Source organism: Candidatus Collinsella stercoripullorum (assembly GCF_027669965.1).
GTDB lineage: Bacteria > Actinomycetota > Coriobacteriia > Coriobacteriales > Coriobacteriaceae > Collinsella > Collinsella stercoripullorum.
The window spans coordinates 1-24,125 of record NZ_JAQECM010000036.1; the positions used below are offsets into that span (position 1 = coordinate 1).

21 protein-coding genes and 1 riboswitch are annotated in these 24,125 nt (G+C 63.1%); of the genes, 8 read left to right on the forward strand and 13 right to left on the reverse strand.

Features of this window, described 5'->3' with window-relative positions; all coding sequences use genetic code 11:
- Positions 1-247: 247 nt before the first annotated feature.
- Positions 248-1,045, reverse strand: a complete 798-nt coding sequence (locus tag PHA29_RS07540; RefSeq protein WP_270848965.1) for a helix-turn-helix domain-containing protein — start codon at positions 1,043-1,045, stop codon at positions 248-250.
- On the opposite strand from PHA29_RS07540, the gene PHA29_RS07545 reads away from it, so the two are divergent.
- A complete protein-coding gene (locus tag PHA29_RS07545; RefSeq protein WP_270848967.1) occupies positions 1,044-1,913 on the forward strand; it encodes a hypothetical protein in 870 nt (289 codons plus the stop codon). The genes PHA29_RS07540 and PHA29_RS07545 overlap by 2 nt on opposite strands.
- 223 nt (positions 1,914-2,136) lie before the next feature.
- On the forward strand, positions 2,137-2,907 hold the full coding sequence (locus tag PHA29_RS07550; RefSeq protein WP_270848969.1) for a dCTP deaminase domain-containing protein: 771 nt from the start codon (positions 2,137-2,139) through the stop codon (positions 2,905-2,907).
- A gap of 171 nt (positions 2,908-3,078) precedes the next feature.
- Here the strand turns inward: PHA29_RS07550 and PHA29_RS07555 are convergent, their stop codons facing one another.
- Complete coding sequence (locus PHA29_RS07555; RefSeq protein ID WP_270848971.1) at positions 3,079-3,846, reverse strand: Cof-type HAD-IIB family hydrolase; 768 nt, start codon at positions 3,844-3,846, stop codon at positions 3,079-3,081.
- 162 nt (positions 3,847-4,008) lie between these two features.
- Between PHA29_RS07555 and PHA29_RS07560 the strand changes: the two genes are divergently transcribed.
- Positions 4,009-4,536, forward strand: coding sequence for an NUDIX hydrolase (locus PHA29_RS07560; RefSeq protein WP_270848973.1), 528 nt, complete (start codon positions 4,009-4,011; stop codon positions 4,534-4,536).
- 82 nt (positions 4,537-4,618) lie between these two features.
- Positions 4,619-5,539 carry a GNAT family N-acetyltransferase gene (locus tag PHA29_RS07565; protein ID WP_270848975.1) on the forward strand — a complete coding sequence of 307 codons (921 nt, stop codon included), beginning with the start codon at positions 4,619-4,621 and terminating at the stop codon, positions 5,537-5,539.
- A gap of 32 nt (positions 5,540-5,571) precedes the next feature.
- On the opposite strand, the gene dapD is transcribed toward PHA29_RS07565, so the two are convergent.
- The 4 genes from dapD to PHA29_RS07585 all read right to left on the reverse strand — a co-directional run bounded on the left by dapD (position 5,572) and on the right by PHA29_RS07585 (position 9,550).
- The gene (gene dapD, locus PHA29_RS07570) at positions 5,572-6,273 is read right to left on the reverse strand and encodes a 2,3,4,5-tetrahydropyridine-2,6-dicarboxylate N-acetyltransferase (RefSeq protein WP_270848977.1); all 702 of its coding nucleotides are present in this window, start codon (positions 6,271-6,273) and stop codon (positions 5,572-5,574) included.
- A 129-nt stretch (positions 6,274-6,402) separates the two neighbouring features.
- Positions 6,403-7,140: a 4-hydroxy-tetrahydrodipicolinate reductase gene (dapB, locus tag PHA29_RS07575; RefSeq protein WP_270848979.1), complete on the reverse strand. Its 738-nt coding sequence runs from the start codon at positions 7,138-7,140 to the stop codon at positions 6,403-6,405.
- The gene (gene dapA / locus PHA29_RS07580; protein ID WP_270848981.1) at positions 7,133-8,023 is read right to left on the reverse strand and encodes a 4-hydroxy-tetrahydrodipicolinate synthase; all 891 of its coding nucleotides are present in this window, start codon (positions 8,021-8,023) and stop codon (positions 7,133-7,135) included. The genes dapB and dapA overlap by 8 nt, the downstream gene beginning before the upstream one ends.
- A gap of 216 nt (positions 8,024-8,239) precedes the next feature.
- Positions 8,240-9,550 (reverse strand): diaminopimelate decarboxylase, encoded by a 1,311-nt coding sequence (locus PHA29_RS07585; RefSeq protein WP_270848983.1) that lies wholly within the window; start codon positions 9,548-9,550, stop codon positions 8,240-8,242.
- A gap of 5 nt (positions 9,551-9,555) precedes the next feature.
- Positions 9,556-9,726: riboswitch (Lysine riboswitch) on the reverse strand.
- Positions 9,727-9,872: 146 nt separating this feature from the next.
- Between PHA29_RS07585 and PHA29_RS07590 the strand changes: the two genes are divergently transcribed.
- The gene (locus tag PHA29_RS07590; protein ID WP_270848985.1) at positions 9,873-11,027 is read left to right on the forward strand and encodes an amidohydrolase; all 1,155 of its coding nucleotides are present in this window, start codon (positions 9,873-9,875) and stop codon (positions 11,025-11,027) included.
- A gap of 133 nt (positions 11,028-11,160) precedes the next feature.
- Positions 11,161-12,099 (forward strand): 3-hydroxyacyl-CoA dehydrogenase, encoded by a 939-nt coding sequence (locus tag PHA29_RS07595; RefSeq protein ID WP_270405352.1) that lies wholly within the window; start codon positions 11,161-11,163, stop codon positions 12,097-12,099.
- A 148-nt stretch (positions 12,100-12,247) separates the two neighbouring features.
- Here PHA29_RS07595 and PHA29_RS07600 read toward each other — a convergent pair whose 3' ends face one another.
- The 3 genes from PHA29_RS07600 to PHA29_RS07610 all read right to left on the reverse strand — a co-directional run bounded on the left by PHA29_RS07600 (position 12,248) and on the right by PHA29_RS07610 (position 13,944).
- Positions 12,248-12,670 (reverse strand): YjdF family protein, encoded by a 423-nt coding sequence (locus tag PHA29_RS07600; protein WP_270848986.1) that lies wholly within the window; start codon positions 12,668-12,670, stop codon positions 12,248-12,250.
- 743 nt (positions 12,671-13,413) lie between these two features.
- Positions 13,414-13,692 carry a hypothetical protein gene (locus PHA29_RS07605; RefSeq protein ID WP_270848988.1) on the reverse strand — a complete coding sequence of 93 codons (279 nt, stop codon included), beginning with the start codon at positions 13,690-13,692 and terminating at the stop codon, positions 13,414-13,416.
- 24 nt (positions 13,693-13,716) lie between these two features.
- Positions 13,717-13,944 carry a hypothetical protein gene (locus tag PHA29_RS07610; RefSeq protein WP_270848990.1) on the reverse strand — a complete coding sequence of 76 codons (228 nt, stop codon included), beginning with the start codon at positions 13,942-13,944 and terminating at the stop codon, positions 13,717-13,719.
- A gap of 128 nt (positions 13,945-14,072) precedes the next feature.
- Between PHA29_RS07610 and PHA29_RS07615 the strand changes: the two genes are divergently transcribed.
- Positions 14,073-14,690 carry an SOS response-associated peptidase family protein gene (locus tag PHA29_RS07615; RefSeq protein ID WP_270848992.1) on the forward strand — a complete coding sequence of 206 codons (618 nt, stop codon included), beginning with the start codon at positions 14,073-14,075 and terminating at the stop codon, positions 14,688-14,690.
- 123 nt (positions 14,691-14,813) lie between these two features.
- Positions 14,814-16,304 carry a DNA cytosine methyltransferase gene (locus PHA29_RS07620; RefSeq protein WP_270848993.1) on the forward strand — a complete coding sequence of 497 codons (1,491 nt, stop codon included), beginning with the start codon at positions 14,814-14,816 and terminating at the stop codon, positions 16,302-16,304.
- Positions 16,305-16,316: 12 nt separating this feature from the next.
- On the opposite strand, the gene PHA29_RS07625 is transcribed toward PHA29_RS07620, so the two are convergent.
- The 4 genes from PHA29_RS07625 to PHA29_RS07640 are packed head-to-tail and all read right to left on the reverse strand — an operon-like array spanning position 16,317 to position 23,645.
- On the reverse strand, positions 16,317-18,428 hold the full coding sequence (locus PHA29_RS07625; RefSeq protein ID WP_270848995.1) for an AIPR family protein: 2,112 nt from the start codon (positions 18,426-18,428) through the stop codon (positions 16,317-16,319).
- Positions 18,429-18,431: 3 nt separating this feature from the next.
- Entirely contained in the window at positions 18,432-19,421 is a 990-nt protein-coding gene (locus PHA29_RS07630) for a PD-(D/E)XK motif protein (protein WP_333491383.1), read from the reverse strand.
- Complete coding sequence (locus PHA29_RS07635) at positions 19,399-22,167, reverse strand: Z1 domain-containing protein (protein WP_270848997.1); 2,769 nt, start codon at positions 22,165-22,167, stop codon at positions 19,399-19,401. The genes PHA29_RS07630 and PHA29_RS07635 overlap by 23 nt, the downstream gene beginning before the upstream one ends.
- Positions 22,168-22,172: 5 nt before the next feature.
- The gene (locus tag PHA29_RS07640) at positions 22,173-23,645 is read right to left on the reverse strand and encodes an ATP-binding protein (protein ID WP_270848999.1); all 1,473 of its coding nucleotides are present in this window, start codon (positions 23,643-23,645) and stop codon (positions 22,173-22,175) included.
- Positions 23,646-24,125 lie beyond the last annotated feature (480 nt).

Sequence of the window (24,125 nt, forward strand, 5' to 3'; positions counted from 1 at the left end):
TTCATCATCTTGAGGACGGTCTTGTCGGCTATGCGGGCGCCGTCGACGGCCCGCAGCTCCATCGCCACCTGCCGGTGCCCGACGCCGTTCGGGAGCCTCCCGAAGATCTCGGCGACCCTGGGCCGCAGCCCCGGCCTGGTCGGGGCCTTCGGGTGCGAGGGCGCGTAGCAGCAGCTGGACCTGGCGAGGCCCGCGGCCCCCAGCAGGTCGGCGAGGCCGTGCCCCTGCCCTGAAAGCGCGGCGACCGCTAGGGCCTTCTCCCGGTTCGGGAGCGCAGCTCCGCCTTCAGGGCTATCGATTGTTTTAGGTACGCCACCTCGGCCTCGAGCCTGCGCACCTCGCGCTCGAGCTCCTCCTCGCGCGTCGCGGGCGCGGCCTCCTTGCGCGGCCTGCCCTTGGGCCTCGGCCTGAGCGCCTCCGCCCCGCCCTCGCGGTAGAGCCTGCACCAGCTCCTCAGCGGCGACTCGCTCGCTATCCCGAAGCGCTCCATCGCCTCGGGTCTGGCCATCCCGCCGTCGACCACGGCGCTCGCCGCGGCGACCTTGGTCTCGTAGTCGTATCTCCTGTGGGTCCCCATGTCCAGCGGCGCATCCCTCCCGACGACCCGGTACGTCTGCTGCCATTTTCTCACGGCTTTGGGCGGGACCCCCAGCCGTTTCGCCGCGGACCGGTAGCCGAGCCCGCGGCCGAAGAGCCCGCAGGCCAGCTCCCTCACCGACCTGTCGTAGATCGTCATGGAAAAGCCTCCCATCTCTCGGACTTTACTTTCCAGTCCAAGAAATGGGAGGCGGTGTGCGCATAGACCCCTCGCCACATTCATCATCCAAGCACTCATCACGTTCGCCATCGCGTTCGGAGCGATTGCCCTGTCGACGGTCGCAACCGGGTCCCTGCTTCTTGCGAACAGGGTCATGAACGTCACCGCCGGCCTGGGGATGATACACATTCTCGTCCTGACGATGTGAGAATATTCCGCAAGGTTCGAGGGAATATTGGACTGGGTGTACTCAGTAGGCTGCATCTGGGCGACGATTTGGAGTTTCATGTACGATCCTTTCGCAGCGCCCGGTTTGCCCGCGTGGATTGGGGGTGTCGGTGACGACGCCCCCGGCGTGTTCGCGGCCGTCCTGTTCAGCCGGTTCAGTGTGGGGGCGTGTGTGCTGAGTCTTGCCGACGCTATTGCCTTCATCCTGCAGCTGTGCGTCCTCGCATACATCGCGGGCGTGTACTACGCGGAGCACCGCGAGCCGCGGTTGGTCGATGTTGAGTATCGGGAGATTGTGCTGTGGGTGTTTGCGGGCGGGATGTGCGTCACTGCCCCGATTTTGGATGTTCGCTTCGAGGAGGATGTCGACCCGTCGTTGGAACCTCCCATGTGTGTTGTTTCCAATCGCCGGTTGTATCGGCACCTCAGCGATTTTAATGATGGGCTCGTCTGGGCGAGGTTCTCTAAACTCGATTTGAACAGGGCAACGCGGGGATATCATCGTAGGAGAAGCGTTGCTGACGGCGTCATGCCGTACGTCGGTCAGGGATATCAACTCCATTGTCCTACCCCTCTTCACCCACCTGACATAATCTCAGGCAGTTATACGCATCATCTTCCGAATCGAGGTACGACCGTGGAGCCCAATTATTCTATGACTGCCCTTCAGTGCAACCCCTCTCAGGTGAAGTCGGCTGCACGCGATAACGTTGTGCGTGTCACGGAGCGGGGCACGGGCTCCTATGTCTTTTGCGGTGAGGAGGTTTTCGAGGAGCGCATCGCCAGGGAGCGGGAGGATGCGGCGTATGAGGCCCGTCTGCTCGAATCCGTGGGAAGAGGTGTCGCGGATATCCAGACTGGCTGCTACGCCACATCCCTCGACGAAGCGTTCGAGCGCGCTGCGGAACTCAGGAGGAGTCGCGCATAGCAACGAGCCTCGCATCACCGATGAGTTCACGGACGCGCTTGCTGAAATATATTCCGACGCCCTGCTCCCATATCGATGAATCATTTGTTTCAACGGTCGCAAGTGCGGACAATTCCCTTGAACATATCGCTCAGTCAAAATCCTTGCGGCGCACGGGCGCGCTGCGGTGCGTGCGCGGCGGGTGTATACTCGTTGAGCAACCGGAAGCACGGAGGTGCATGCCATGCTGAGCGATGAGGGTGTCGTCGGTCTTATCAAGGACGGCGTGATTGAGGGCGCGGTCGAGGAGAATGTCGGCCCCGTCTCCTACGATCTAGTTACGCGCTCGTTTTATGATCGAACCGGATCGCATCAGAGCTTCGACTTGGCTCCCGGTGACTCGGTTTTCGTTGCCTGCGAGGAGGTCATCAACCTTCCCTCCGATCTCTCGGCGCGCGTTCTGCTCCGCAATTCCCGCATCCGGCAGGGCCTGTCGCTCGATGCCCCCGTGTACTTTCCTGGGCATCGGACGCGTGTGTTCTTCCGCGTCACGAACGTTAGTGCTCGTTCTATTTACTTGAATCGCTCTAAAGGCATCGCGCAGATTGTTTTCGACAGGGTCGATGGGACGGTCATGCATCCGTACTCCGGAGCATTCTCCGACGAGTTCGATTTTTCCGGTTTGGCGAGTTACGAAGATGTGTACAAGAGCGAGATGCGCGAACTCGATAGAAAAGCGGACGAGATCAAGGGCATGGAGAAGCGCATCTATGAGCGCACAATCACTCTGTTTGCGATCTTTGCAGCCATCTTCACGTTGGTGAACGTCAACGCGGGGATCGCGGGTGCGGGTTCGTCATCTATTTCGGTGCTCGCCATCGACCTCTCCATCGTAGGCGGTTTTTCCGCGTTGGTGGGATTGGCGGGCTTCGTGCTGGAGGTCGAGAACGCGGCAGCGAAAGTAGCTCCGCTGGTCCTTTCCATCGTGGCGTTTGCGGCTGCCTATTTTGTCTGACTGAGTGCCGCTCGGCGTCTCTCTGTAATCTGTGCGTTCGCCGTCGCCCTCGTGACGGCGCATCTCGCCCGCGTCTACCGGCGCGAGCTCTCGCGGTAGCCAGGTACCCGCACCGCGGCGTCCCGCCCCACGGGAGCCGCGCGCCGCCGGGCGGGCGGGAACCGGCTGCGGTCACACGAGCCCGAGCTCGCGGCAGGCGTTCCAGATCCCGTCGTCGTCCACGGAGGTCGTCACCATGTCGGCGGCCTCCGTCACGCCCTCGCGCGCGTTGCCCATGGCGATGCCCGTGCCCACGCATCGCAGCATGGAGATGTCGTTGCCGCCGTCGCCGAACGCGATCGCCTCGGACAGGTCGATCCCGTGGCGCTCGCACATGGCGCGCACGCCGACGGGCTTGCCCCCGCCCGCGGGCATCACGTCGCAGAAGTCGTCGCACCACCGCGCCGTGAAGACGTAGGGGTTCGCGTCGGTGACGAGGTGCTCGTCTTCCGGCTCCACGAAGGCGCACATCTGCATGATCTCCTCGTCGAGCGCGCACGCCGGATCGTCCTGGTCGTACGAGATGCCGACCTCGCGCTCGTGCTCGAGGAGCCGCTGGTTCTTGCCGCTGATGTAGGAGCGCTCCTCGGTGATGAACAGGGCGTTGTACAGTCCCGACCGGATCTGCTCGACGGCGATGCGGACGCCCTCCGGATCGATGCGCTGGCGGCGGAACCGGCCGTCCCCGTCGAAGCACAGTTGGCCGTTGATGGTGACGTAGCCGTCGAACCCGGTGCTGACCGCGGGCGGGAGCATCTTGTACGAGCGCCCGGTGGCGACGAACAGCTTGATGCCGCGCTCGCGCAGCGCGGCGAGCGCGCGCCGGGTCGATTCCGGGACGTCGTGGGTCTTGAAGCTGAGCAGGGTGCCGTCCACATCGAAGAACGCGGCTTTGATCATTCGTGCCTCCCGGTGATGGGTCGTTTTTTCCGGAACCATTGTACCCGCAGGCGGGCGCCCGCCGCCGCGCGGACGCCCGGCCCCGGTCGCGGCGCCTCCTCCGCGGGCCGTGATACCATGCAGGTGTCCGGCCCCGGGCGACGGCGATCGAGGAGGCGGCGCATGGCGACACCCGAGTTCATCCTGCGGCTGAGGGAGAAGATCGGCCACGACCCGCTCTGGCTGATCGGCGTGACCGCGTACGTCGAGGACGGCGCGGGGCGCGTGCTGTTCGGAAGGCGCGCGGACACGGGGGAGTGGGCGCTCGTCTACGGCATCAACGAGCCGGGCGAGGAGCCCGCCGACACCGTGGTGCGCGAGGTGCGCGAGGAGACGGGCGTCGACTGCGTCCCGGTGGCGCTCGCGGGGGTGACGGCCGCCCGGCACGAGACGGTCTACGCGAACGGGGACCGCTGCCAGTACCTCGATCTGCTGTTCTGCTGCCGCCTGCGCGAGGGCGGGGCCGCCGTCCCGCGCGTGGCGGACGACGAGAGCCTGGAGGTCGGGTGGTTCTCCCCCGACGACCCGCCCGCTCCGCTCGCCGCATCGACCGTCGAGCGCATGGGCATCATCCGCCGTTTCCGCGCGGGGGCCGATGCGGGGGATGCGCGGGCGCTGTTCCGCTGCACGGAGGCGGGGGAGGCCCGCTAGGCCGCGCGCCGCGCTAGGCCGCGCGCCGCGCCCGCCGGTCCGGCGGGACCGCCTGGGAGATCGTCTGCGAAGGGAGGCAGGGATGCGCTACACCGCGATCGTCGAGTCCCCGCTCGGGGAGGTGCGCCTGGCGAGCGACGGCCGGGCGCTCACGGGCCTGTGGTTCGTCGGGCAGCGCTACGACGGCGCGGGCCTCGGGACAGACGCTCAGGCCGCTCCCGACCTCCCCGTCTTCGCCGAGGCCCGCGGCTGGCTGGACGCCCACCTGGAGGGCGGCCGGCAGGTCCGGCCCCCTGCGGTCGCGTTGGGCGGCACGCCGTTCCAGCGGGAGGTGTGGGGCGCGCTGCGGCGCATCCCCTACGGTGCCACCGCGACGTACGGGGATATCGCGCGCGACCTCGGCCGCCCCGCCGCCTGCCGGGCGGTCGGCGCGGCCGTGGGGAGGAACCCCGTCTCGCTCATCGTGCCCTGCCATCGCGCCGTGGGGTCGGGCGGCTCGCTCACCGGGTACGCGGGCGGCCTGTGGCGCAAGCGCACCCTGCTCGCCCTCGAGTCGGACGGCATCATGACCGGGGAGGTCGCCGACCGGGCGTCCGGGCTCGTCGGCGCGCTCACCGACCTATGGGAGCGCTCGGTGCGGGCGACCCACGGGTTTCTGCCCGACGGCGAGGTCGAGCGCCTGCGGGCCTACGTCCCCGGGGCCATCCGCGCCACGCCGCGGCTGTTCGTCGCCCGGCGCGCGGGCGTCCCGGTGGGCTTCATGGGGGTCGACGGCGCCCTGCTTGACATGCTCTTCATCGACCCCGGGGAGCGCGGGCGCGGAATCGGCCGCCTGCTGCTGGAGCGGGGCGTCCAGGACGCGGGCGTGACCGAGCTCACGGTGAACGAGCAGAACCCCCAGGCCGTCGGGTTCTACCGCCATATGGGGTTCTCCGTCTTCGACCGCACCGATACCGACGACCAGGGCGCCCCCTATCCGCTGCTCCGCATGAGGCTCCCGTAGCCCCGCGCGCCCGCGGGGCGCGCCCGTGACGGCTACAGCGTCCGGAGGGCCTCCACCAGCCCCGTCTTGGCATCGGTGGCGGCGTCGCGCGTCTTGATGACGCGCGCGGGCACGCCGGCGGCCACCGCGCCGGCGGGGACGTCCTCCACGCAGACGGCGCCGGCGGCCACCACCGCGTTCTCGCCGATGCGGACGCCCTCCAGCACGACCGCGTTCGCGCCGATCATGACGCCGTCCTCCACGACGACGGGCACGGCGCTCGCGGGCTCCACGACCCCTGCGAGCACGGCCCCCGCGCCGATGTGGCAGCGCGCCCCCACGGTCGCCCGTCCGCCGAGCACCGCCCCCATGTCGATCATCGTGCCCGCGCCGACCACGGCGCCGATGTTGAGGATGGCGCCCATCATGATCACGGCGCCGTCGCCGATCTCGACGTGCTCGCGGATGATCGCGCCCGGCTCGATGCGGGCGTTCAGCCCCTTCGCATCGAGCAGCGGGACCGCGGAGTTCCTCCGGTCGCTCTCGATATCGAGGTACGCGATGGCGTCGCGGTTCGCCTCGACGACGGACCCGAGCTGCGCCCAGTCGCCGAAGGCGACGAGCCCCTCGGGGCCGCCGTAGACGTGTGCCCCGCCCCAGTCCACGCACGCGCCGTCCTTCAGGCGCGCGTACACCTTGACCGGCGTCCTCTTCGGCGCCGTGGCGATGAAGTCGATGATCTCCTGTGCATCCATGGTGGTTTCCCTTTCCTAGCTTCTTGCATCATGTGGCAGCGGGGACCGCTCGATGACGGCACGGGGCTGCCCCATCTGCCGTCACGGGGTCGGTCCGGTCTGCCGCCGCCGGTCGCGGTCTTTCCGCCGTCAGCTGAACATCAGCTCGTCGAAGGTGTAGAACCCCGCCGGGCGGCCGGCGAGCCGCTGCGCCGCCTCGAGGGCGCCGTTCACGAAGATCTGCCGGCTCGCCGCGCGGTGCGCGAGGGTGACCTCCTCGTCGTCCCCGAGCAGCATGACCGTGTGCACGCCCGCCACGGTCCCGCCCCGCACCGCGTGGACCCCGACCTCCGCCGCGTCGCGGGCGCCGCACATGCCGGAGCGCCCGTAGACCGGGCGCACGGCCCCGTCGCGCGCGGCGGTCACCTCGTCGAGCAGCATGCGCGCCGTGCCGGAGGGGGCGTCGGCCTTCGCGGCGTGATGGCACTCGACGATCTCCACGTCGAAGCCGGGCAGCTCGCGGGCCGCCTGGGCGACCAGGTGCCGCAGCGCCGCGACGCCGACGGAGTAGTTGCCCGACCACACCACGGGGAGCTCCCGCCCCAGGGCGCGCAGCTGCTCCATCTGCCCCTCGGTGTACCCGGTCGTGCCCTCGACCACGGCGCACCGCGCGGAGCGCGCGTATGCGAGGGCCGCGTCCAGGCAGGATGCGTTCGAGAAGTCCAGCAGCACGTCGGCGGCCTCGGCGCGTGCGGCCTCGGCGGGGTCGTATCCCACCTGCGCCACCACCTGGAAGCGCGCGCCGCCCGCGCCGTCGCGCGCGGCCTCGGCGGTCGCCCGGATGAGCGAGCCCATGCGCCCGGCCCCCATGATCGCGATCCTAAGCATGCAGACCAGCCCCCTTCATAGCCTCGACGAGCCGCTCGCGCGCGGGTTCGGACATGGGCACGAGCGGCATGCGGAAGACGGCGTCGCACAGGCCCATCTGCGCGAGGGCCTCCTTCACCGGGATGGGGTTCACCTCGCAGAACAGCGCGCGGATCAGCGGCATCGCGGCGACCTGGATCTCCCGCGCGCGGCGGACGTCGCCGTCGAGGAACGCCCGGCACATCCCGTGGACGAGCGCGGGCTGCACGTTCGCCCAGACGCTGATGACCCCGGAGGCGCCGAGCGCCATGAGGGGGACGGTGAGGGCGTCCTCGCCCGAGTACATGCGGAAGCCGTCGGAGAGCAGGTGCGCGATGTCCGCGGCGAAATCGACCGACCCGCTCGCCTCCTTGATGCCCATGATGTTGGGGTGCGCGGCGAGCCGCTCCACGTTGGCCGCGCTGAGCGCGCAGCCGGTGCGCCCGGGAACGTTGTAGACGATGCAGGGCACCCCGACCGCCTCGGCGGCGGAGGCCAGGTGCCGGTAGACCCCCTCCTCGCTGCTCTTGTTGTAGTACGGGGTGATGATGAGCAGGCCGTCGACGCCGATGCGCTCGAACGCGCGGCACTTCTCGACCATCGTCTCGGTGCTGTTGGAGCCCGCGCCCGCGATGACCGGCACGCGCCCGGCGACGCGCTCCACGACGAAGCGCGCCACCTCCTCGTCCTCCTCGTGCGTCATCGTCGAGCTCTCGCCCGTGGTGCCGAGCGGCAGCAGCGCGTCGGTTCCCGCGTCGAGCTGGAAGTCGACGAGGCGCCCGAGCGCGCCGTAGTCGATCGACCCGTCGGCGGCGAACGGCGTCACGAGCGCGGTGATCGAGCCGGTGAGGTTGCGGATGTCCATGGTGTTCCCTTCTCTCGGTGATGCGGCGGCCCTGGGGCGGCGGCCCCGGTGGGGAGGGGCTGGGCGCCGTGCAGCGGGCTGGGGCGGGGCCGGGCGCTGCGCGGCGGGCTGCGGCGGTTCCGGGGCGGCTTCGTGCGGGGACGCACCGGTGGGCGCGCCGGCCGGCGGCTTCGCGCGGTGACGCCCCGCACCGGCGGGCGCGCCGGCCCGGTCCGGCTAGGCGAGCGGTTCTGCGAGCGACGCGAGCACGGAGCGCCCGAGCGGCGTGGCGTCGAGCGTGGCGAAGTAGTCCGCCGGGGTCTCGGCGCGACGGATGAGCTCGGTTCCGCCGTCCTCGCGCAGCAGGACCTCGGCGGGGCGCAGGCGCCCGTTGTAGTTGAAGCCCATGGCGTGGGCGTGCGCGCCCGCATCGTGGATGACGAGCAGGTCGCCGGGCTCGACGGCGGGGAGCTCGCGGTCCACGGCGAACTTGTCGTTGTTCTCGCACAGGCCGCCCACCACGTCGAACACGCCCGCCGGCGCGTCCGCGCTCTTGTCCGGGCCGCCCGCCTGGCCCAGCACGGTGATGTGGTGGTAGGCGCCGTACATGGCCGGGCGGATGAGGTCGGCCGCGCAGGCGTCGACGCCGATATAGTCCTTGTAGGTGCGCTTCTCGTGGATGGCGCGGGTGATGAGGACCCCGTGCGGGCCCAGCATGAAGCGCCCCAGCTCCGCGCACAGGGCCGTGTCCCCGAGGCCCGCGGGGACCAGGATCTCCTCGAAGGCGCGCCGCACGCCCTCGCCGATGGCGCGGATGTCGCAGGGGCGCTCGCCGGGCCGGTAGGGGATGCCCACCCCGCCCGAGAGGTCGATGAACGAGATGCGGACGCCGGTGCGCTCGGACAGGTCGGCGGCGAGGCGGAACAGGATGCGGGCGAGCGCGGGGTAGTACTCTTCGGTCAAGGTGTTGCTGGCGAGGAAGGCGTGCAGCCCGAAGGTCCGCGCGCCCGCGTCCGCCAGCATCGGGAGGGCGCGCTCGAGCTGCTCGGCCGTCATGCCGTACTTGGCGTCGCCGGGGTTGTCCATGATGCCGTTGGAGAGGCGGAACAGCCCGCCGGGGTTGAAGCGGCAGCAGACGGTCTCGGGGACGGGCCCCGCCTCGCGCTCGAAGAAGGGGATGTGCGTGATGTCGTCGAAGTTCACGATGGCGCCGAGCTCGCGGGCGAGGCGGAAATCGGCGGCGGGCGTGTCGTTGGACGAGAACATGATCCGCTTGCCGCGGACGCCGAGGGCGCGGGCGAGCATGAGCTCGGTGGCGCTCGAGCAGTCCAGGCCGCAGCCCTCCTCGAGCAGGAGGGAGATGAGGGAGGGGTTGGGGTTGGCCTTGACGGCGAAGTACTCGCAGAACCCCGGGTTCCAGGCGAAGGCTTCGTTCACGGCACGCGCCGTCCGGCGGATGCCGGCCTCGTCGTACAGGTAGAAGGGGGTGGGGTAGGTCTCGGCCAGCTCGACCGCGCGGTCCTTGCCGATGAAGGGCTTCTTGGGCATGGTGCCTCCCTGATAGCGCTCCTGCAGGATGTTCGTGCAGACAGTCCTGTGGGTGTTCCCCGCAGGCCCACCCGGCGGCCGCGCCCGGACGCCGGGTTCGGCGGGATTGCCTCCGCGCGGGATCCGAGCCTGCCGGCTCCCCCGCGCGCCATCGCACCCGCGCCTCTATCGAATGGGTGAACCCTACAACTGCGCACTCCATCCCACAAGAGCGCGCGCTGCTGCGATATCATTTGGAAACGTTCGACGCGCCACCGGGCGCACCGCGGGACCGTCCGCGGCGCCCGGCCGCCGCGCTTCGCCCGACCGGGAGGAGGACCCGATGACCGATTCGCCCGCCGGCGCCGCCGGGAGCACGGATGAGATGGATGTCGCGGAGCTGACGCGCTTCCGGCGCGACCTGCACCGGATCCCGGAACTCGACTTCGACCTGCCCGAGACGACCGCCTACGTGGAGCGGGTGCTCGGGGCGCTCTCCTGCGAGGTGTCGCGCCCGTGCCGCTCCTGCGTCTGCGCCCACTTCGACGTCGGCGGCACGGGGTGCACGGCGATCCGCGCGGACATAGACGCCGTGCCGGTGGCGGAGCGGACGGGCCTGCCGTTCGCGTCCGAGCACCCGGGGCGGATGCACGCCTGCGGGCACGACGCGCATATGGCCATGGCGCTCGCCGCGGCGCGCTGGGTGGACCGGGCCGTGCGCCGGGATCCGGGCGCGCTGCCGCGCAACGTGCTGTTCGTGTTCCAGCCGGCGGAGGAGACCACCGGGGGCGCCAAGACGGTCTGCGAGAGCGGGGTGTTCGAGCGCTACGGGGTCGACCGCATCTTCGGGTTCCACGTGTGGCCGGACCTGCCCGCCGGCACGGTCGCCTCGCGGCCGGGCCCGCTGCTCGCGCGCTCGAGCGAGGTCACGGCGAGCTTCACGGGCAGGTCGGCGCATATCGCGCGCTACCGCGAGGGCCGCGACGCGCTGGGGGCCGCGGCGCGCTTCGCGGTGGGCGCCAAGTGGCTCTCGCGCAAGCTGGAGCAGGAGGAGCCCTGCACGCTGCGGTTCGGCCGCATGGAGGCGGGGACGGTCCGCAACGCGGTGGCGGCGTCGGCGCGCGTGGAGGGCAGCCTGCGCGTGTTCTCGGATGCGATGTTCGACCGCGCGTGCGCCGAGCTCGACGCCGTGGCGCGGACGGCGGCGGGGGAGGAGGGCTGCGAGGTCGAGCTGGGGTTCTCCGAGGGGTACCCGCCCGTGGTGAACGACCCCGCGCTGTTCGAGCTCGTGCGCGGCGCGCTCCCGCGGCTCGAGGAGGTCCCCGAGCCCCTGCTGATCGCCGAGGACTTCTCGTTCTACCAGCGGCATCTTCCCGGGGTGTTCCTGCTGCTGGGCACGGGGACGGGCACGCCGCTGCATGCGGACACCTTCGATCTGGACGAGCGCGTCCTGCTGCGCGGGCTGGATGCGTACCGGCGCCTGCTGACGACGGCGTGACGCGCCGCCCGGGCGGGGCGGGCGACCGCTTGCGAGCGCGGGGACGGCAAAAAGGTATCAACGGCTCCTTTCGGGGAATATGGGCCATGGACGCGGCGGACCGCCGCCGCACTGACCGAAAGGAGACCGCTCCATGGAATATAAGAACATCGTCGTCGCCGGCGGCGGCGTGCTGGGCAGCCAGATCGCCTTCCAGACCGCCTACAGCGGCTACAACGTGACCATCTGGCTTCGCTCTGAAGGGTCGATCGGGCGCTGCCAGCCCAAGATCGACGCGCTGCGCCGGACCTATCTCGATACGCTGGAGGCCATGAAGACCGACCCCGCCGCCTACGCATACGGCCTGCTCCCCAAGGACGGCGTGACGCCCGAGGCGTGCGACGCCGCCAAGGAGCGCGTCGAGGCCGCGTACCGGGGGCTGAAGCTCACCTGCAGCTACGAGGAGGCGTTCGCGGACGCGGACCTCGTGATCGAGTCCATCGCCGAGAACCCCGAGCAGAAGATCGCCTTCTACACGGAGATGGCGGGCCACCTGCCGGAGAAGACCGTCGTGGTGACGAACTCCTCCACGATGCTGCCCAGCACCTTCGCCTCCTACACGGGGCGGCCCGAGAAGTACCTGGCGCTGCATTTCGCCAACGAGATCTGGGCGCACCCGGCGGCGGAGATCATGCCGCACGCGGGCACCGACATGGCGTACTTCGACGAGGTTGTCGCCTTCGCCGAGTCCATCCGCATGGTGCCGCTCAAGGTGATGAAGGAGCAGCCCGGGTATCTGCTGAACAGCCTGCTCGTGCCGTTCCTCTCGGCCGCCCAGGGCCTGTGGGCGGCGGGCATCGGGTCCGTCGAGGACATCGACCGCGCGTGGAAGCTCGGAACGGGGGCGCCGCTCGGCCCGTTCCAGATCCTCGACGTGGTCGGGCTCACCACGGCGTACAACATCGTCATGATGAAGCCGGAGGCCAAGGACCCCGACTCGCTCGTGGCGCGCATCGGCGCGCTGCTCAAGGAGAAGATCGACGCGGGGGAGACCGGCGTCGCGGCGGGCAAGGGGTTCTACACCTACCGCTGACGGCGTGACGAGGCGCAGTCGGTTCCGGGGGGTCGGCGTCGCAGCCGGCCCCCGTTTTGCTGTGGGGGTGCGGACGGGGGCCGATGGCGGGGAGGGATGCGGCTCCCGGCCAGGGCGCCGTTTGTACGAGCGGCCGGGCAGGGGAGGGTCAGTGGCCGCGGCGCTTCCTCTTCGCCTTGTCCCGCTTCTGCATGAAGCGCAGGATGCGCTTCTCTTTCTGTTCCTCCCGCTTTCGAGATGCGCTTTCTCGTGCCTGCGTTTCTCGCTGCTCGGCTAGGGCGAGCTGCGCTTTAGTCGAGGGGCCGCGTCGCCTCAGCTCGCGTGCGACCTCGCGTTGACGGCGTTTGGGGTTTTCCGCCAACGCGCGCGTTCGGTGGGAGACGGGTTCGCTGAAGGTGAGTTGGGTCCATTTGTGGAGCACGAAGTCGAGGATCTCCTCGCAGGACGGTTCGGCGCCGAACACCACCCGGCATGCACTGAGCTGTCCGTCTTCGACGCGCTCCACGATTCCCACCCAGAACTGGCCGTCGAAGCGCACGACAAGGGTGGAGGATACGCTGATCTTCCGCATGGCTGATTCCTCCTTTTTGTAGAAGCCACGCGGAGAAGGGACAACCAAGGAGGCAGGTTACTGACGGGCGCCGCCCGCACCCCGACTACCCGACGGGGTCGTGTTTTTATCTCCGATGCGCTGATTATAGCGCGCTCCGGTGGCCCGCGCAGGTTTTGGCGGCGTTGCTTGTGTGGGTTGGGGCGCGTGGAGGGTGGGGGCGCGCCGTTGCGGCAGGTGTGGGTGTTTGCGTTGGGTGCAAGGGTGGCGATGCGGTCGATATTAATGTTACGCGTATTCCGCTTCGCGCAAAGACTCGCCAGCACGTCCTCGGCCTCCGCCTCCGAGAAGTCCTCGACGGCGGGCGTTACGCCCTCGTGCCCCGCGATCTCGGAGAACGTGAAGGCATCGGCCTCCGGCGCCACCTGCGTGCGCTGGAGCTCCGAGCCCGCCGCCACGAAGCAGTCGAGGACCCCGGCCTCCTCGACGTCCATCACGTCGGCTAGCAGCTTGATGCCGCGGTCGTAGTTGAACGTCTTGGTCTCGAACTCGTAGGTTATCGAGCCAGTCTTGTACCCGACGTTTCGGGTGTAGTTCCCGAGCCCCGAGACCTCGATCTTCGGGACCATGATCTCCTTGTCATTGCGCCCCGCGCGCGCCATGCGGCGTGGCGAGTTCAAGCACGTCGAGCACGCCGCGCGCTTGTAGACCTCGTCAAGTACGCTCGTGTAGTTCCTTACGTATGCGATTGAGTTGGCAATCGGTTACTTCTCGTCTCCCTCGCTGCCGGAGATCCTACGCCAGCGCCTCATCTGCGCGCTCTCGTCGGTGGCCGCGCCCGCGTTCGGCAGGCCCGTCGCTCCCGTCTGCGCCTGGGCGGTCGTCCCCGCACTGATCATCCACGGCTCGGCCGCCCTCAGCTTGTCTATGTCGTTGCCGTAGTCACTGAGCAGCGCACGGGCGGCCTTGATGTTCCTTGCTCCAGCGATCTGCAGCTCGAAGCCCACGCGCTCCTCGTCGCCCTGGCGGTGCAGCTTGTCCATCTCGGCGCGCAGCTTCTCGGCCGTCTACGCGGTTTTGGGTGCCTCCGAGATTTCGCCCTCAAGTTCGGCGATGCGCGCGTCACGCTCAGCAAGCGCCGCCTCGTGGCCCGCGCGTGCCTGGGCGGCCGCGTCACCGCCAGCAGCCGCTGCGCTCACCTGCGCCTGCGACGCCTCATCCTGGTCGTCGCGCTGCGGCGCCTGCTGCCGCGCGACCTCGTCGACCTGCTTCGTTTCGTCCTGAAAGCCATCCATCTGCCCGTCCTTCCAGTAAGGCGGGCAAAGAAAAAGCCCGCACCCAAACGATGGGTACAGGCTATGGGCGCGTCACAAAGACCCCGTGAGGGGATAATGGGAAGAAGGACGAGGGCAAGGAGGCAGCGATGTGCGTGAGGATGTGCCCGCTCACGGTCGAGGAGGCGCAGGCCGTGCTGGACGCGCGCGCCACTCCCGGCGCGCACGCGATCCGCTACATCGAGCGCCCGGACCCCCTGCACGACGCTCGCCCGGGCAGCCTCGTTCCCGTCTACGTTCCCAAGGGCGGCGGCCTCGCCGTCGCACGCCTCACGTGGGGCTTCCCGCTCGACGGAAAGCCCAACGCCGTCTTCAACACGCGCATCGAGTCCGCCCTCGAGCAGCTGCGCCTGGGCAGGCGCGGCATGTGGGCGAAGGCCATAGCGGAGGGGCGCTGCCTCGTGCCCGTGCGCGCGTTCTACGAGGGCCACATGACCGAGAGGGTCGAGAGCGAGAAGACCGGCAGGTCCGTGCGCCGCCAGTACCTGTTCCGACTCCCCGGCGCCAGGGCGTTCCTGATCGCCGCCGTGCGCGAGGGCGACCGGTTCTCGATCGTCACCACTAGGCCGAACGCCAGCGTGGCGCCCATCCACGACCGCATGCCGCTCGTGCTCGGGCCCGGAGAGTCGAGCGTGTGGCTGGGACCGAGTTTCGCCGCCTTGGCAGACCGCAATCAGACCATTCTTCTGTCTAGGCCAAGCATATAGATACAAGTTCAATTCTTTTTGAAATAACCAAACTCATGGAGACAAGACTCGCCCTGGAAAAAGATGCGGCTCCCTGGTAACCTGGGGGATGTATCTTAGAAAGGGTGAAGCACAGTGATACCCATGATTGATCTATTTGCTGGTCCTGGGGGGCTCGGTGAAGGCTTCTCTTCGTTGCGGGACGAGGCGGGGAAACCCATCTTTCAGAGCATCCTGTCAATTGAGTGTGACGAGCAAGCCCATAGGACGTTAAGGCTTCGAGCCTATCTTCGGAAGATTCTCAAGGCTGACGGAAAGGTACCTTCTGTCTACATCAGGTACATGCAAAAGCACGACGAGAAGAGCTTCCAAGAGCTGATCGCATATAAACCTCGTCTATGGAAGCAATCCGTGGAAGAGGCCCTTCTAGCCAGACTAAAGGAAGGCGACAGCACTCACGTAGACATCGCAAAAAGGCGTCTCGAGAACTGGCGGAAGAAGAACGGTAACGGCTCCCTTGTCATCATAGGCGGACCGCCCTGCCAAGCATACTCACTCGCAGGAAGATCCAGAAGGGCCCATGACGAGAACTTCGAGAACGACGAGAAGCATACTCTTTATAAGTGCTACCTGTCGTTCATCGAAGCCCTGAAGCCGGACATATTCGTAATGGAGAACGTCAAGGGCTTGCTATCCGCAACCCATGATGGCCATGAGATGTTCTCTCGCATCGTCGCTGACATGGAGGGAGCGGGATACGAGATTCGTTCCCTTGTAACTGAAAGCCCTGAAAGCCCGCGCGACTACGTGGTTCGCGCGGAGGACTACGGCATTCCGCAGACACGCCATCGCGTCATCTTGCTGGGGGTCAGAAAAGGCCTCGGCATCGAAACGACTATCTTGGAAAAGAAGAGGAGAGTTAGCCTCGGGGAGGCGCTCACGGGAATTCCGAAGATAAGAAGCGGCTTCTCGAAAAGGAACAGTAGCTCGGAGATCACGAGCTGGGCGGCATACGTCGACTCCGCAGCCAAGAGGCTTCTCGAGACGAGCGTGGGAGAGGAGATTGCCCCTGCTCTCAGGCGAGTCCTCTCAACTCATCCGCCAAGAAAAGACGAGAGGACGGAAATAACTTCCGACCACGGCATCTATGACTCCTGGTATCGGGGCAGACTTGGAAATAGGAAGGTGCTGACGAGTCATGTTGCAAGGGCCCACCTTGCTTCGGACTTGGACCGCTACTTGTTCTGCTCGGCATACGCAGAAGTTAAGGGTGTCCCTCCTCGCTTGAATGATTTCCCTCGGCAGCTCCTTCCCAATCATAAGAATGTTCAGAGCGCGGAGGGAGGGTCATTCAAGTTCAATGATCGGTTCCGCGTCCAGATGGCCGACAGCCCCTCAACAACTATCACGTCGCACATAGCAAAGGACGGACATCATTACATCCATCCCGATCCCGTCCAATGTCGAAGCCTGACCGTGCGCGAAGCGGCAAGGCTCCAGACATTCCCAGATGACTACCTGTTCGAGGGAAACCGAACCTCTCAATACACGCAGGTTGGAAACGCCGTGCCGCCAATGCTCGCCCAGCAAATCGCGGTCGTCGTCGCCAATGCGCTTGGGAGAAAGCCGGTCTAAGCCAATGAAGGGCTAAACGCGACTTCGGCTGGCCCTGATTTTATATGGGCAACCGCTGCCTCTCATTCGCTTGTAGAAGTCAATCAAGATGACAGACTGCTTGTCACTGGGGAGCTTGGCAGGAATCTGCGCCGCAACCTTTAGAATGCCAAGCTCCTTTTCGGAGCCTTCGCCCTCACGTAGACACCAGCTGAGGAACTTCTTCCAGAATTCGGGGCCAGCTTCGACAACTTCAGTCTGCGCCTCTATTCCGTTGAGCTCTCCCTGGCTCTTGGCCTCCTGGCGCTCAATGTCACGCTCGTCCTCCAAGCTATTGAGCTTCTTAATCCACTCTTCATCCCATTGGATGTCTGCCTTTCTGACCGTGAGCCAGCACTTCTGCTGCTTTGCCCACTCTGAGATGTTCCGATATCCCTCCGCCGGGCTCATCAGTACCTCATGAGCTTTATCAGCCGCAAGCTCCAAAGCCTTCTCAAGCTGCGGATCAATATCCTGCCTATTCCAAATTGCTAGAAAGTCGAGAGACTTCCCCATTCTCTCCAAGGAACGCGAGAGCACTCCAATCGTGAGGACAACGTGCTGGGACCTATATCCGCCAGCCTCATACCAATCTCTGCCTTGGACGATCTTCCCAGTCGAGTCGAAGATTATTTTCTTTGCAATGAGCCTTTTGAAATAGTATTCGTTGAACTGTTTGTCGTTCTTCTCCCACTCGTCGGTTATTGTCTTTGCAAACTCGGCGAAGTTCTTTTGAGCGCCCCTGTTGACCAGATAACCCTTATCTCCCCAAACCATGAGATACTTAGCGAGGTCGGTTTTCGAAAAAGTCTGAGCCTTGGGATACGTACGAACGAATGCGCGCTTCTTTGCAGGGGTTAGATATGCCTGAGCATCCCGATACGAGCCCCTAGCCCTTTCGTAGTACCACTTTGTCTGAGTGAAGCTATCGGTCTTCATCGGAGCCAGAATCCTTCTCGAGAAGTCTTCAATCCGAATGTGATAGGGATGGTTCGCAAAGAAGTCCGCAGCAGAGACCTTGTTCTGGCTGTTGGCAAACTCGGAGATTCTGGGGACGAGGTCCTTGGCGTCCTCGGGACTAATCTCGCTCAGCTTCATCTGAACAAAAACTTTCCGAAGATCTTTCTTCGCCTTGAACGCGGCATAAATAGAGGCCGTCGTCTGTGCCCCGTTGACAATCTGCAGGTTCTCAAGGCTTGCAATCTTTAGTCCACCGTCATCCTCAACAACGCCAACGCGTTCAGCGGTTGCCGTTATTCCGTTATTAAAGGAGAAGAAGAGCTCGGGTTCATTCTCCAGTGTCCTCCTGATGCCTTTGTTGACGTTGCTTCGGGCTTGAAGGAAGACTCTGACGTTTGCCTCCAGGAGCCTTGTCCCCCAGCGGTCGTAGATTGCGGCAAGGTCAGCGCCGGGAATCGCGGCGAGGAACACCCTGCGTCGATCCTTCGTTGAGCTTGCGAGAAGGGTGGGGATTGGACCAGTTGGAAGCTCGTTGAAATCAATATGGAGGGGTTCCCGCTCCTTGCCGGATTCAACGAGGTTCTTTATTCGTTCGATGTCCCAGACGTTGTAAACGATCTCCCTATTGTCGAGATCGCCCTGCTTCTTGCCTTCAATCCTTTTGCTGAGAAGCTTGTTGGTAAGGAGGAACAGGTTGACGCGAGAAATCTTCTCCCATCTCGAGCTAATCATGTCAGCAAGATTAAACCCCGGGTCCGTTGGCTCAAGGGAGGCCCTGAACCTAGCATCCAGCGCCTTAATAAGGTATTTTTCGAGCCTTCGAAAGTCGGCCTCCATATCTGTGTTTGTCAGCGTGCTCAAGCTCGTGTCTTGAGAGTAGTCGAGCACGATGAGGCCGAGCGTATAGCCTTCCTCCTGGGATGGGACCCCCATCTCTAGGGGGTCGCCGCAGAAGCCATCGACCCTAATGCCCCGTTGAGACGAGGGCTGAAAGTAAGAGCGCTCTGCATAGTCGAACTCGCCTGCATCGATGAGGAGCTCCACCATTTGATCGAAGAAGGCGTCCTCCTTGAACTCGCCTTGTGCCTCTGCTGACGAGACGACTTCCTGATACAGCTCTTCGTAATACTCTTCAATGGTTTGCATGTCTTATCCCATCGCGCCGAGCAGCGAATCCTCGTTAGCCAAGTAGTCTTGGCAACAACTAAGGTCGATTTGGTATTTCACCTTCATTATCCCAGCCGGACAGTTCTCAGAGGTTATCCTTGGAAACTCCCCGCGTACCTCGAAGATCGACGTTTCGCCTTCGGTCCATCGGTCGGCAGAGTAGTCGTCCTCGTCGAAGTATCCAACGTTGGCAAGCTTCTTCTCAAACATCGCGATGTCGAATGGAGACACGAGACACACTTTGATCTCCCTAACGAGGTCCGAGACAGTAAAGGCCTTCGGGTTGTCCTCCATGGACTCGCTAAGCTCTACAACGTAAAGGAAGAGCCTTTCAGACTCGTTCTTATTGAGCTGCATTTCGGAAGAGATCAATATTGCGGGGTTCGCGGAGTCGCGCTTGCTTTTAACTTCGACGAAGGTCTGGCCAAACTCGAAGTCTCTTCTTCCGGCGTCAGGGCCCGCCCAATGTGCCAACGCCTCTCCCTGCGAATAGACCTCGAATGCAAACCTTTGCAGGAACATGAGTTCAGCGATGAGGCCCTTTTGCTCCTCACGGGACAGACGCGCTCGCGTAGGCTTGAGGAAGGCGCTCCATCGTTGCAGGCGGAGAATGGCCGCAGCTCGTATGGCATCCTTGCTGAGGCCCTGAATCGAGTGGACGATATCTAGCGCAACTCGATAGAAGAAGTCCTCCATGCTGTTGCTTCTTAAGATGATGGCCAGCGTGCTCGTGTGCTTATAGTCGTAGACCACAAGATGCTCGAATAGGGGGATGGCTATCGGCTCCCAATGTTCAGTGCCATATTCGATTAGAAGTGCCGGATGCCCTTCGTAACTCTTTCCCCAAAAGATCCGCCTGCCGGAGGGGTTGTCGGCTTCGCCGACAAGGCGCACGTTGAAATCGGATGAAGCCGACGAATTCTCGATTTCCAACCAAGGAAATTGTGTGCTAGTCGTCCGCATAGTCGTCATCGCTCTCTTCCCTGAAATCGCTGCTGATGTTCTTAAGTGCGACTTCGTTGAAGACGTAATCAACAAGGTTTGCCTGGGCGCTGCTCTTGGGGAAGCTGATGCTCCATCCAATTGCTTTTTCTTGGTGCTCAGGGGAGCCCCAGCCGTCGATTTTCGTCCAGTTCTTCGAGCGCTCGTTGTTTCCGAACTTCATGTTCACGGGATGAATCACCAAAAGGGGTTTCGTCCTCTCGGCGCGATAGTACCTATCGGAGCAGTTCTTAGTCCTCTCCGGGTTTTCGGCCCTGAACCTCTCCTCGGCACGCTCTATCTGACCCTCGGTAAGTCCGGCCTTCTCGACACCGCGGCTTGCCAAGCGGTTGTTCTCGCCAACGACGAGCGAGGCGCCATTTGTGCGCAAGCCTGGTGACCTCCGCTCGCAACTGACTCGACCAACCACGGGAAGATCCATGGAAGCGTCGGAATCGCCCCCCTGTGCGACGAGGACGTCCCACAATGTGAGCTCGTCAATGGAAAGGCAGCCGTCGATGTAGTTGAGAATCGGCGTTGTCTGGGATCGAATTGACTCAGTGTCATCGTTTTTGTAGCAGCTAAGAAATGATTTGATGTGACACACCGGAACGTTTCTAAAGAGGAACCGCTCCGTCGCATCCCTACTTGCTTTGTCTAGACTCCTAAGGAGGTCGAAGCACGCCTGAATATTGCTATCAATGACTCTCCGGTCTCTAACAAACGACACGGTTTCCGCGAAACCATTGTTAAGGTCAATTGGAGCCTTAACGATCTTGCCGGTCCCCATCTTGTTTCGGGCGGTCACGGTAAGAGAGTCGGGAGACCGCTGGATTTTTAGGCCGTAGTCCCTTGGGTTGCTCCTTAGCTGCCTCATCTCTCGGAGGTCCGCAATCAGATCATCTGTGGAGTCGGCGACGAACTTGTACCAACCGGCTGCCTGCTGTGACATCCAAATCCTGCACAAGTCCTCGTAGCCAGCACGATAGCCGAACCAGCGCGCCATCTGCATGAGTGCGTCATATGCCTTTGCGTTTCTTGAGTAGTAGGAAACTGTCAGACCCTCAAGGGTGAGCCCTCGAGAAAGCCTATAGCCTCCGACGGCGATAACGTGCTCGACTTGGCCATCGTAGTTCAGGACGTCGTTCGAGTCGGTGTTGATGCTAACGACGTGGATTCGGGCAACCGAGTCAATCAGCGCCGGCTGCACCTCGTCCCAGATGAAGCGGTCGTCCAGAGTGGTCTCATACTCTCTAGACCACGTCTCCTTGAGCATGACGATCTCGTTGTCGCTGGGACAGCTCAGAGCCATGGAAACGGGCAGCCCGGCAAGAGCGTTTACCGATTCACGGAGGACCTCTAGGTAGTCTGAGATGCAGTCAGCAACTGACTTCTGGGGAATCTTGTACGGGGAGACGTTGACCATCATCGTGCAGTGTTCAGATGATTGTCCCCTTAGGCTACGTATAGTGTCGGCCAAGACGAAAGCTCTTATAGCCTCTTTCAGGCTGTCAGGAAGAGCGTGCATCTTGTACGTGCTCTTGTGCTTCGGGGGAAGGAAGTCGTCGATGTCGTCGATGAACCTAAGATGTCTTGGGCGGGGTTCGTCAAAGTCACCAAACACCTTCTCGGCGCCGAAGTAGTCCGACGAGTCGCTTAGGGTGTAGATGAAGCTGCCGGGGAACAAGTCCCTTCCGTAGTCTTCGGACTCGAGGTCGGGGTCAATCAGGATATTGGCGTACGGGGTGGCAGTATATCCGAGATAACAGCAGCGACTGAAGAGACTGAGAATGTTGCGAATCTGCCCATTGATTCTGGTCGGCTCGTCGTCTCGATGCTCTCGCTTGTACTTTCCGTTAATTGAGGCATTATCCGCCTCGTCATCGATGATGAGGATGGGATCGTTAGAGTTCGCATTAGACTTAAGCCACTCATATACCTGCTTCAATGCGTTGCTGTTCTTCTTTATGACGAAAATCAGCGGTACGTTTTGCGTGACGTGCTGCACCTGAATTGACATCAGGGCTCCGGCGCGTCGCTTATTAAAGTCCTCCGCCCTAGTCGTGCACATCATGACGTGAGGCTCAATGGGCTTTGTCAATCCGACACCAACAGGTTGGCGAGTATTGTTCTCTATCGTAAAGCCCGTAAATCCCTCTTCGATGCGCTGCTGAGTCTGGCTCCTCAGCACGTTGTGGACGCCTGCCATGACGATGATGAGCTTGAAGCCCGCATCAGCCGCCCTCGAGATAACACCAATGTAGTTCGACGTCTTCCCCGATTGAACGGAGGCTACAACTAGCCCTCGCCTCTCAAAACATTCGCTGCCTCTAGGATCTGCCATGAGATCAAGAAGGTTATAGGTGTCCCGATCGAGCGTCCTCACAGCGTTTTTCGACCATCTCTTCGTAAAGAGCAAATAGTCTTTGTATCGATTCCAATACTTCCATCCGATCTGGTCCTCAACATCGTCGAGCCACTTATGAGTCGAGTCGTCGAAATAGGCGAACCCGACCTTCTTTTTGATGGTGAACTCGGAGCAGTATCGCTTTACCAATGCCGGGACGATGGAAAGCTTGTCCTCCTCAGTCGCAGTTGGAAACGAGGCAGGCTGAAGGATATCGTAATATCGCTCGTACTCTTGCCTAACCTGTTCCTCCTCAGGGCTCTCGCCCCCCAAAGAAAGAATACGTCGAACAGTTTCATCCACCAGTCTGGAAAACTCGTCTCTAGTCACAACCATTATTCCTCTGTTTCATCGATTCCAAGCGCACCTAGGGTCTTACTCCAGCTTGAGGCGAAGGGCTCTGCAGCTCTCATGATGCCGAGAACGTCCTCTTCCGGTATGCCCCGTTGCTTGAGCTGGGAGAAGAATGCCTTTGCGGCAACTGAGAAGCTCTCATTGTCAATCGGCTCAAAAGACACGCTCTCCGTGTTGTTTTCAAGATCGTAGAAAAGCGACTCAGTGGGGAATGTCGACTCAATTAAGGAAAAGACTGACTCCAGAGCTTTTGCGTTCTCTTCACCAACGTCGGTGCGCAGCGCTGATATGACTGGGTTCTCTCGGTTGATGCGATAAATTCTCTTCTCTCCTGATTGTTCCACGGCCCATGCGGGATACGCCTCGGGAGAGGTCAGGCGGATCGCGCGCCTGCGATAGGTCTTTTTCGAAGGCGCCCCAATGGATGCGATTAAGGTCTTGATTCTGTTTCGGACGACCTCAGGCATCTGAGCCGAGACCTTCTTGACGTCTATTTTCCACAGCTCGTCTTGGTCGACGCCAATGTCAATCTTTACCCGAGTAAGTTGGGTCAGCGCGGTCTTCTTGGCGACGCCGAACCAAGTGCCATAAAGGATAAGACGCTTTGCTCTATAAAGGTATACACCTTGGTTTTTGAGATACCCATCACGGAGGCCGTAGTAATCATATTCTTGTTGGCTCGTGTAATGAGACCGGTGCGGCAGGGTAAATGCCTGCATGGTGACGCCAGGGCAGATTACCTCGAAGGGCTGAACTTGCGTTGCCTTGTGTCTCGAGTTGAATGGGTCAATTGGGTCAAGCTTGCGACCGTTAAATGAGATGTCTATGCGAGAGAGCCCCGGCTCGCCAGCAAGAAAACGATGGAAGACGAGGGCGAGGTGGCTCTGAGCTTCACTAATGACGCGAGCGTAATAAGAAACTTTCGCAGAACCACTTGCGCCGGAGAGTCGGTCGACTTTCTCCCAGAGAACTAGAGTCCCATCGCCGGTCAGATACTCAAGACCTCGAATGCTCTCAAAATCATGTCTTTCAATAATCTTCCAAGAATTATCGTTAATCACTACGTCGAGATCCCAGGTAAACGCCGAGAGAGAGCCTTCACATCGCGAGGCAACTGTCAGCCTGCGACACTGGGAGAACGACGCAGTTTTCATACCAAGGCCAAACCGCCCCAAGTCTTTTGGGGCCCTTTCGGCGCGAGGACTTGTACTGCCCAGTCGCATCGCCTTTCGTAGCTCGCTTGCACTCATCCCGGCGCCGTTATCGATGATGCTGACGTAGAAGTCGTCGGCGGGGATGGCGAGAACATCGATATGGGATGCGTTAGCGGAAATTGAGTTATCAATGATGTCTGCGAGCGCACTATTGAATGAATAGCCTATATCACGAAGGCTCTCGATTAATATGCCTGGCTCCGGATCGAGGATGTCCGAAGTGAAGTCGGATTCGCTCATAAAATGCCTAACTCAAAGTGCTTCCCATATAAAGAGTATATCAGCACGATAGAGCGCAATCTTGACCCATAAGGTGAGCGGAAGCCCACTAGATTAACCGCTATGTCAAGCCAATACGGCGTAGAGAACGAGAAGAACGAGAAGAACGAGAAGAACGTCGGCTTGTCACCGAGTCCGACCCAAGCGACCCGAGACGAACACATCGTCGTAGCGACCATCCGGGCGTAGCTCAAGCCCGCTCGAGTTTTGCCCGCCGCCACCCGGGGTGCCGCCACCGCCGTCCGCTGCCCATCGAGGGCTGTCCGCAGCCCGCCCGCCTCCGCTCCGTTGCGCGCACGGCTCGGGCCCGCCCCGCCCCACGCGCGAGGGCCGGTCCCACGGCCGCCCCGCCCGCTCCGGCTGTGTATTGCGCCGCGGCTCGCTCCAGCCGGCTGCGCCCTCGCATCGCGCCTGTGTTTGCTAGCGTCTTACTTACGGGTT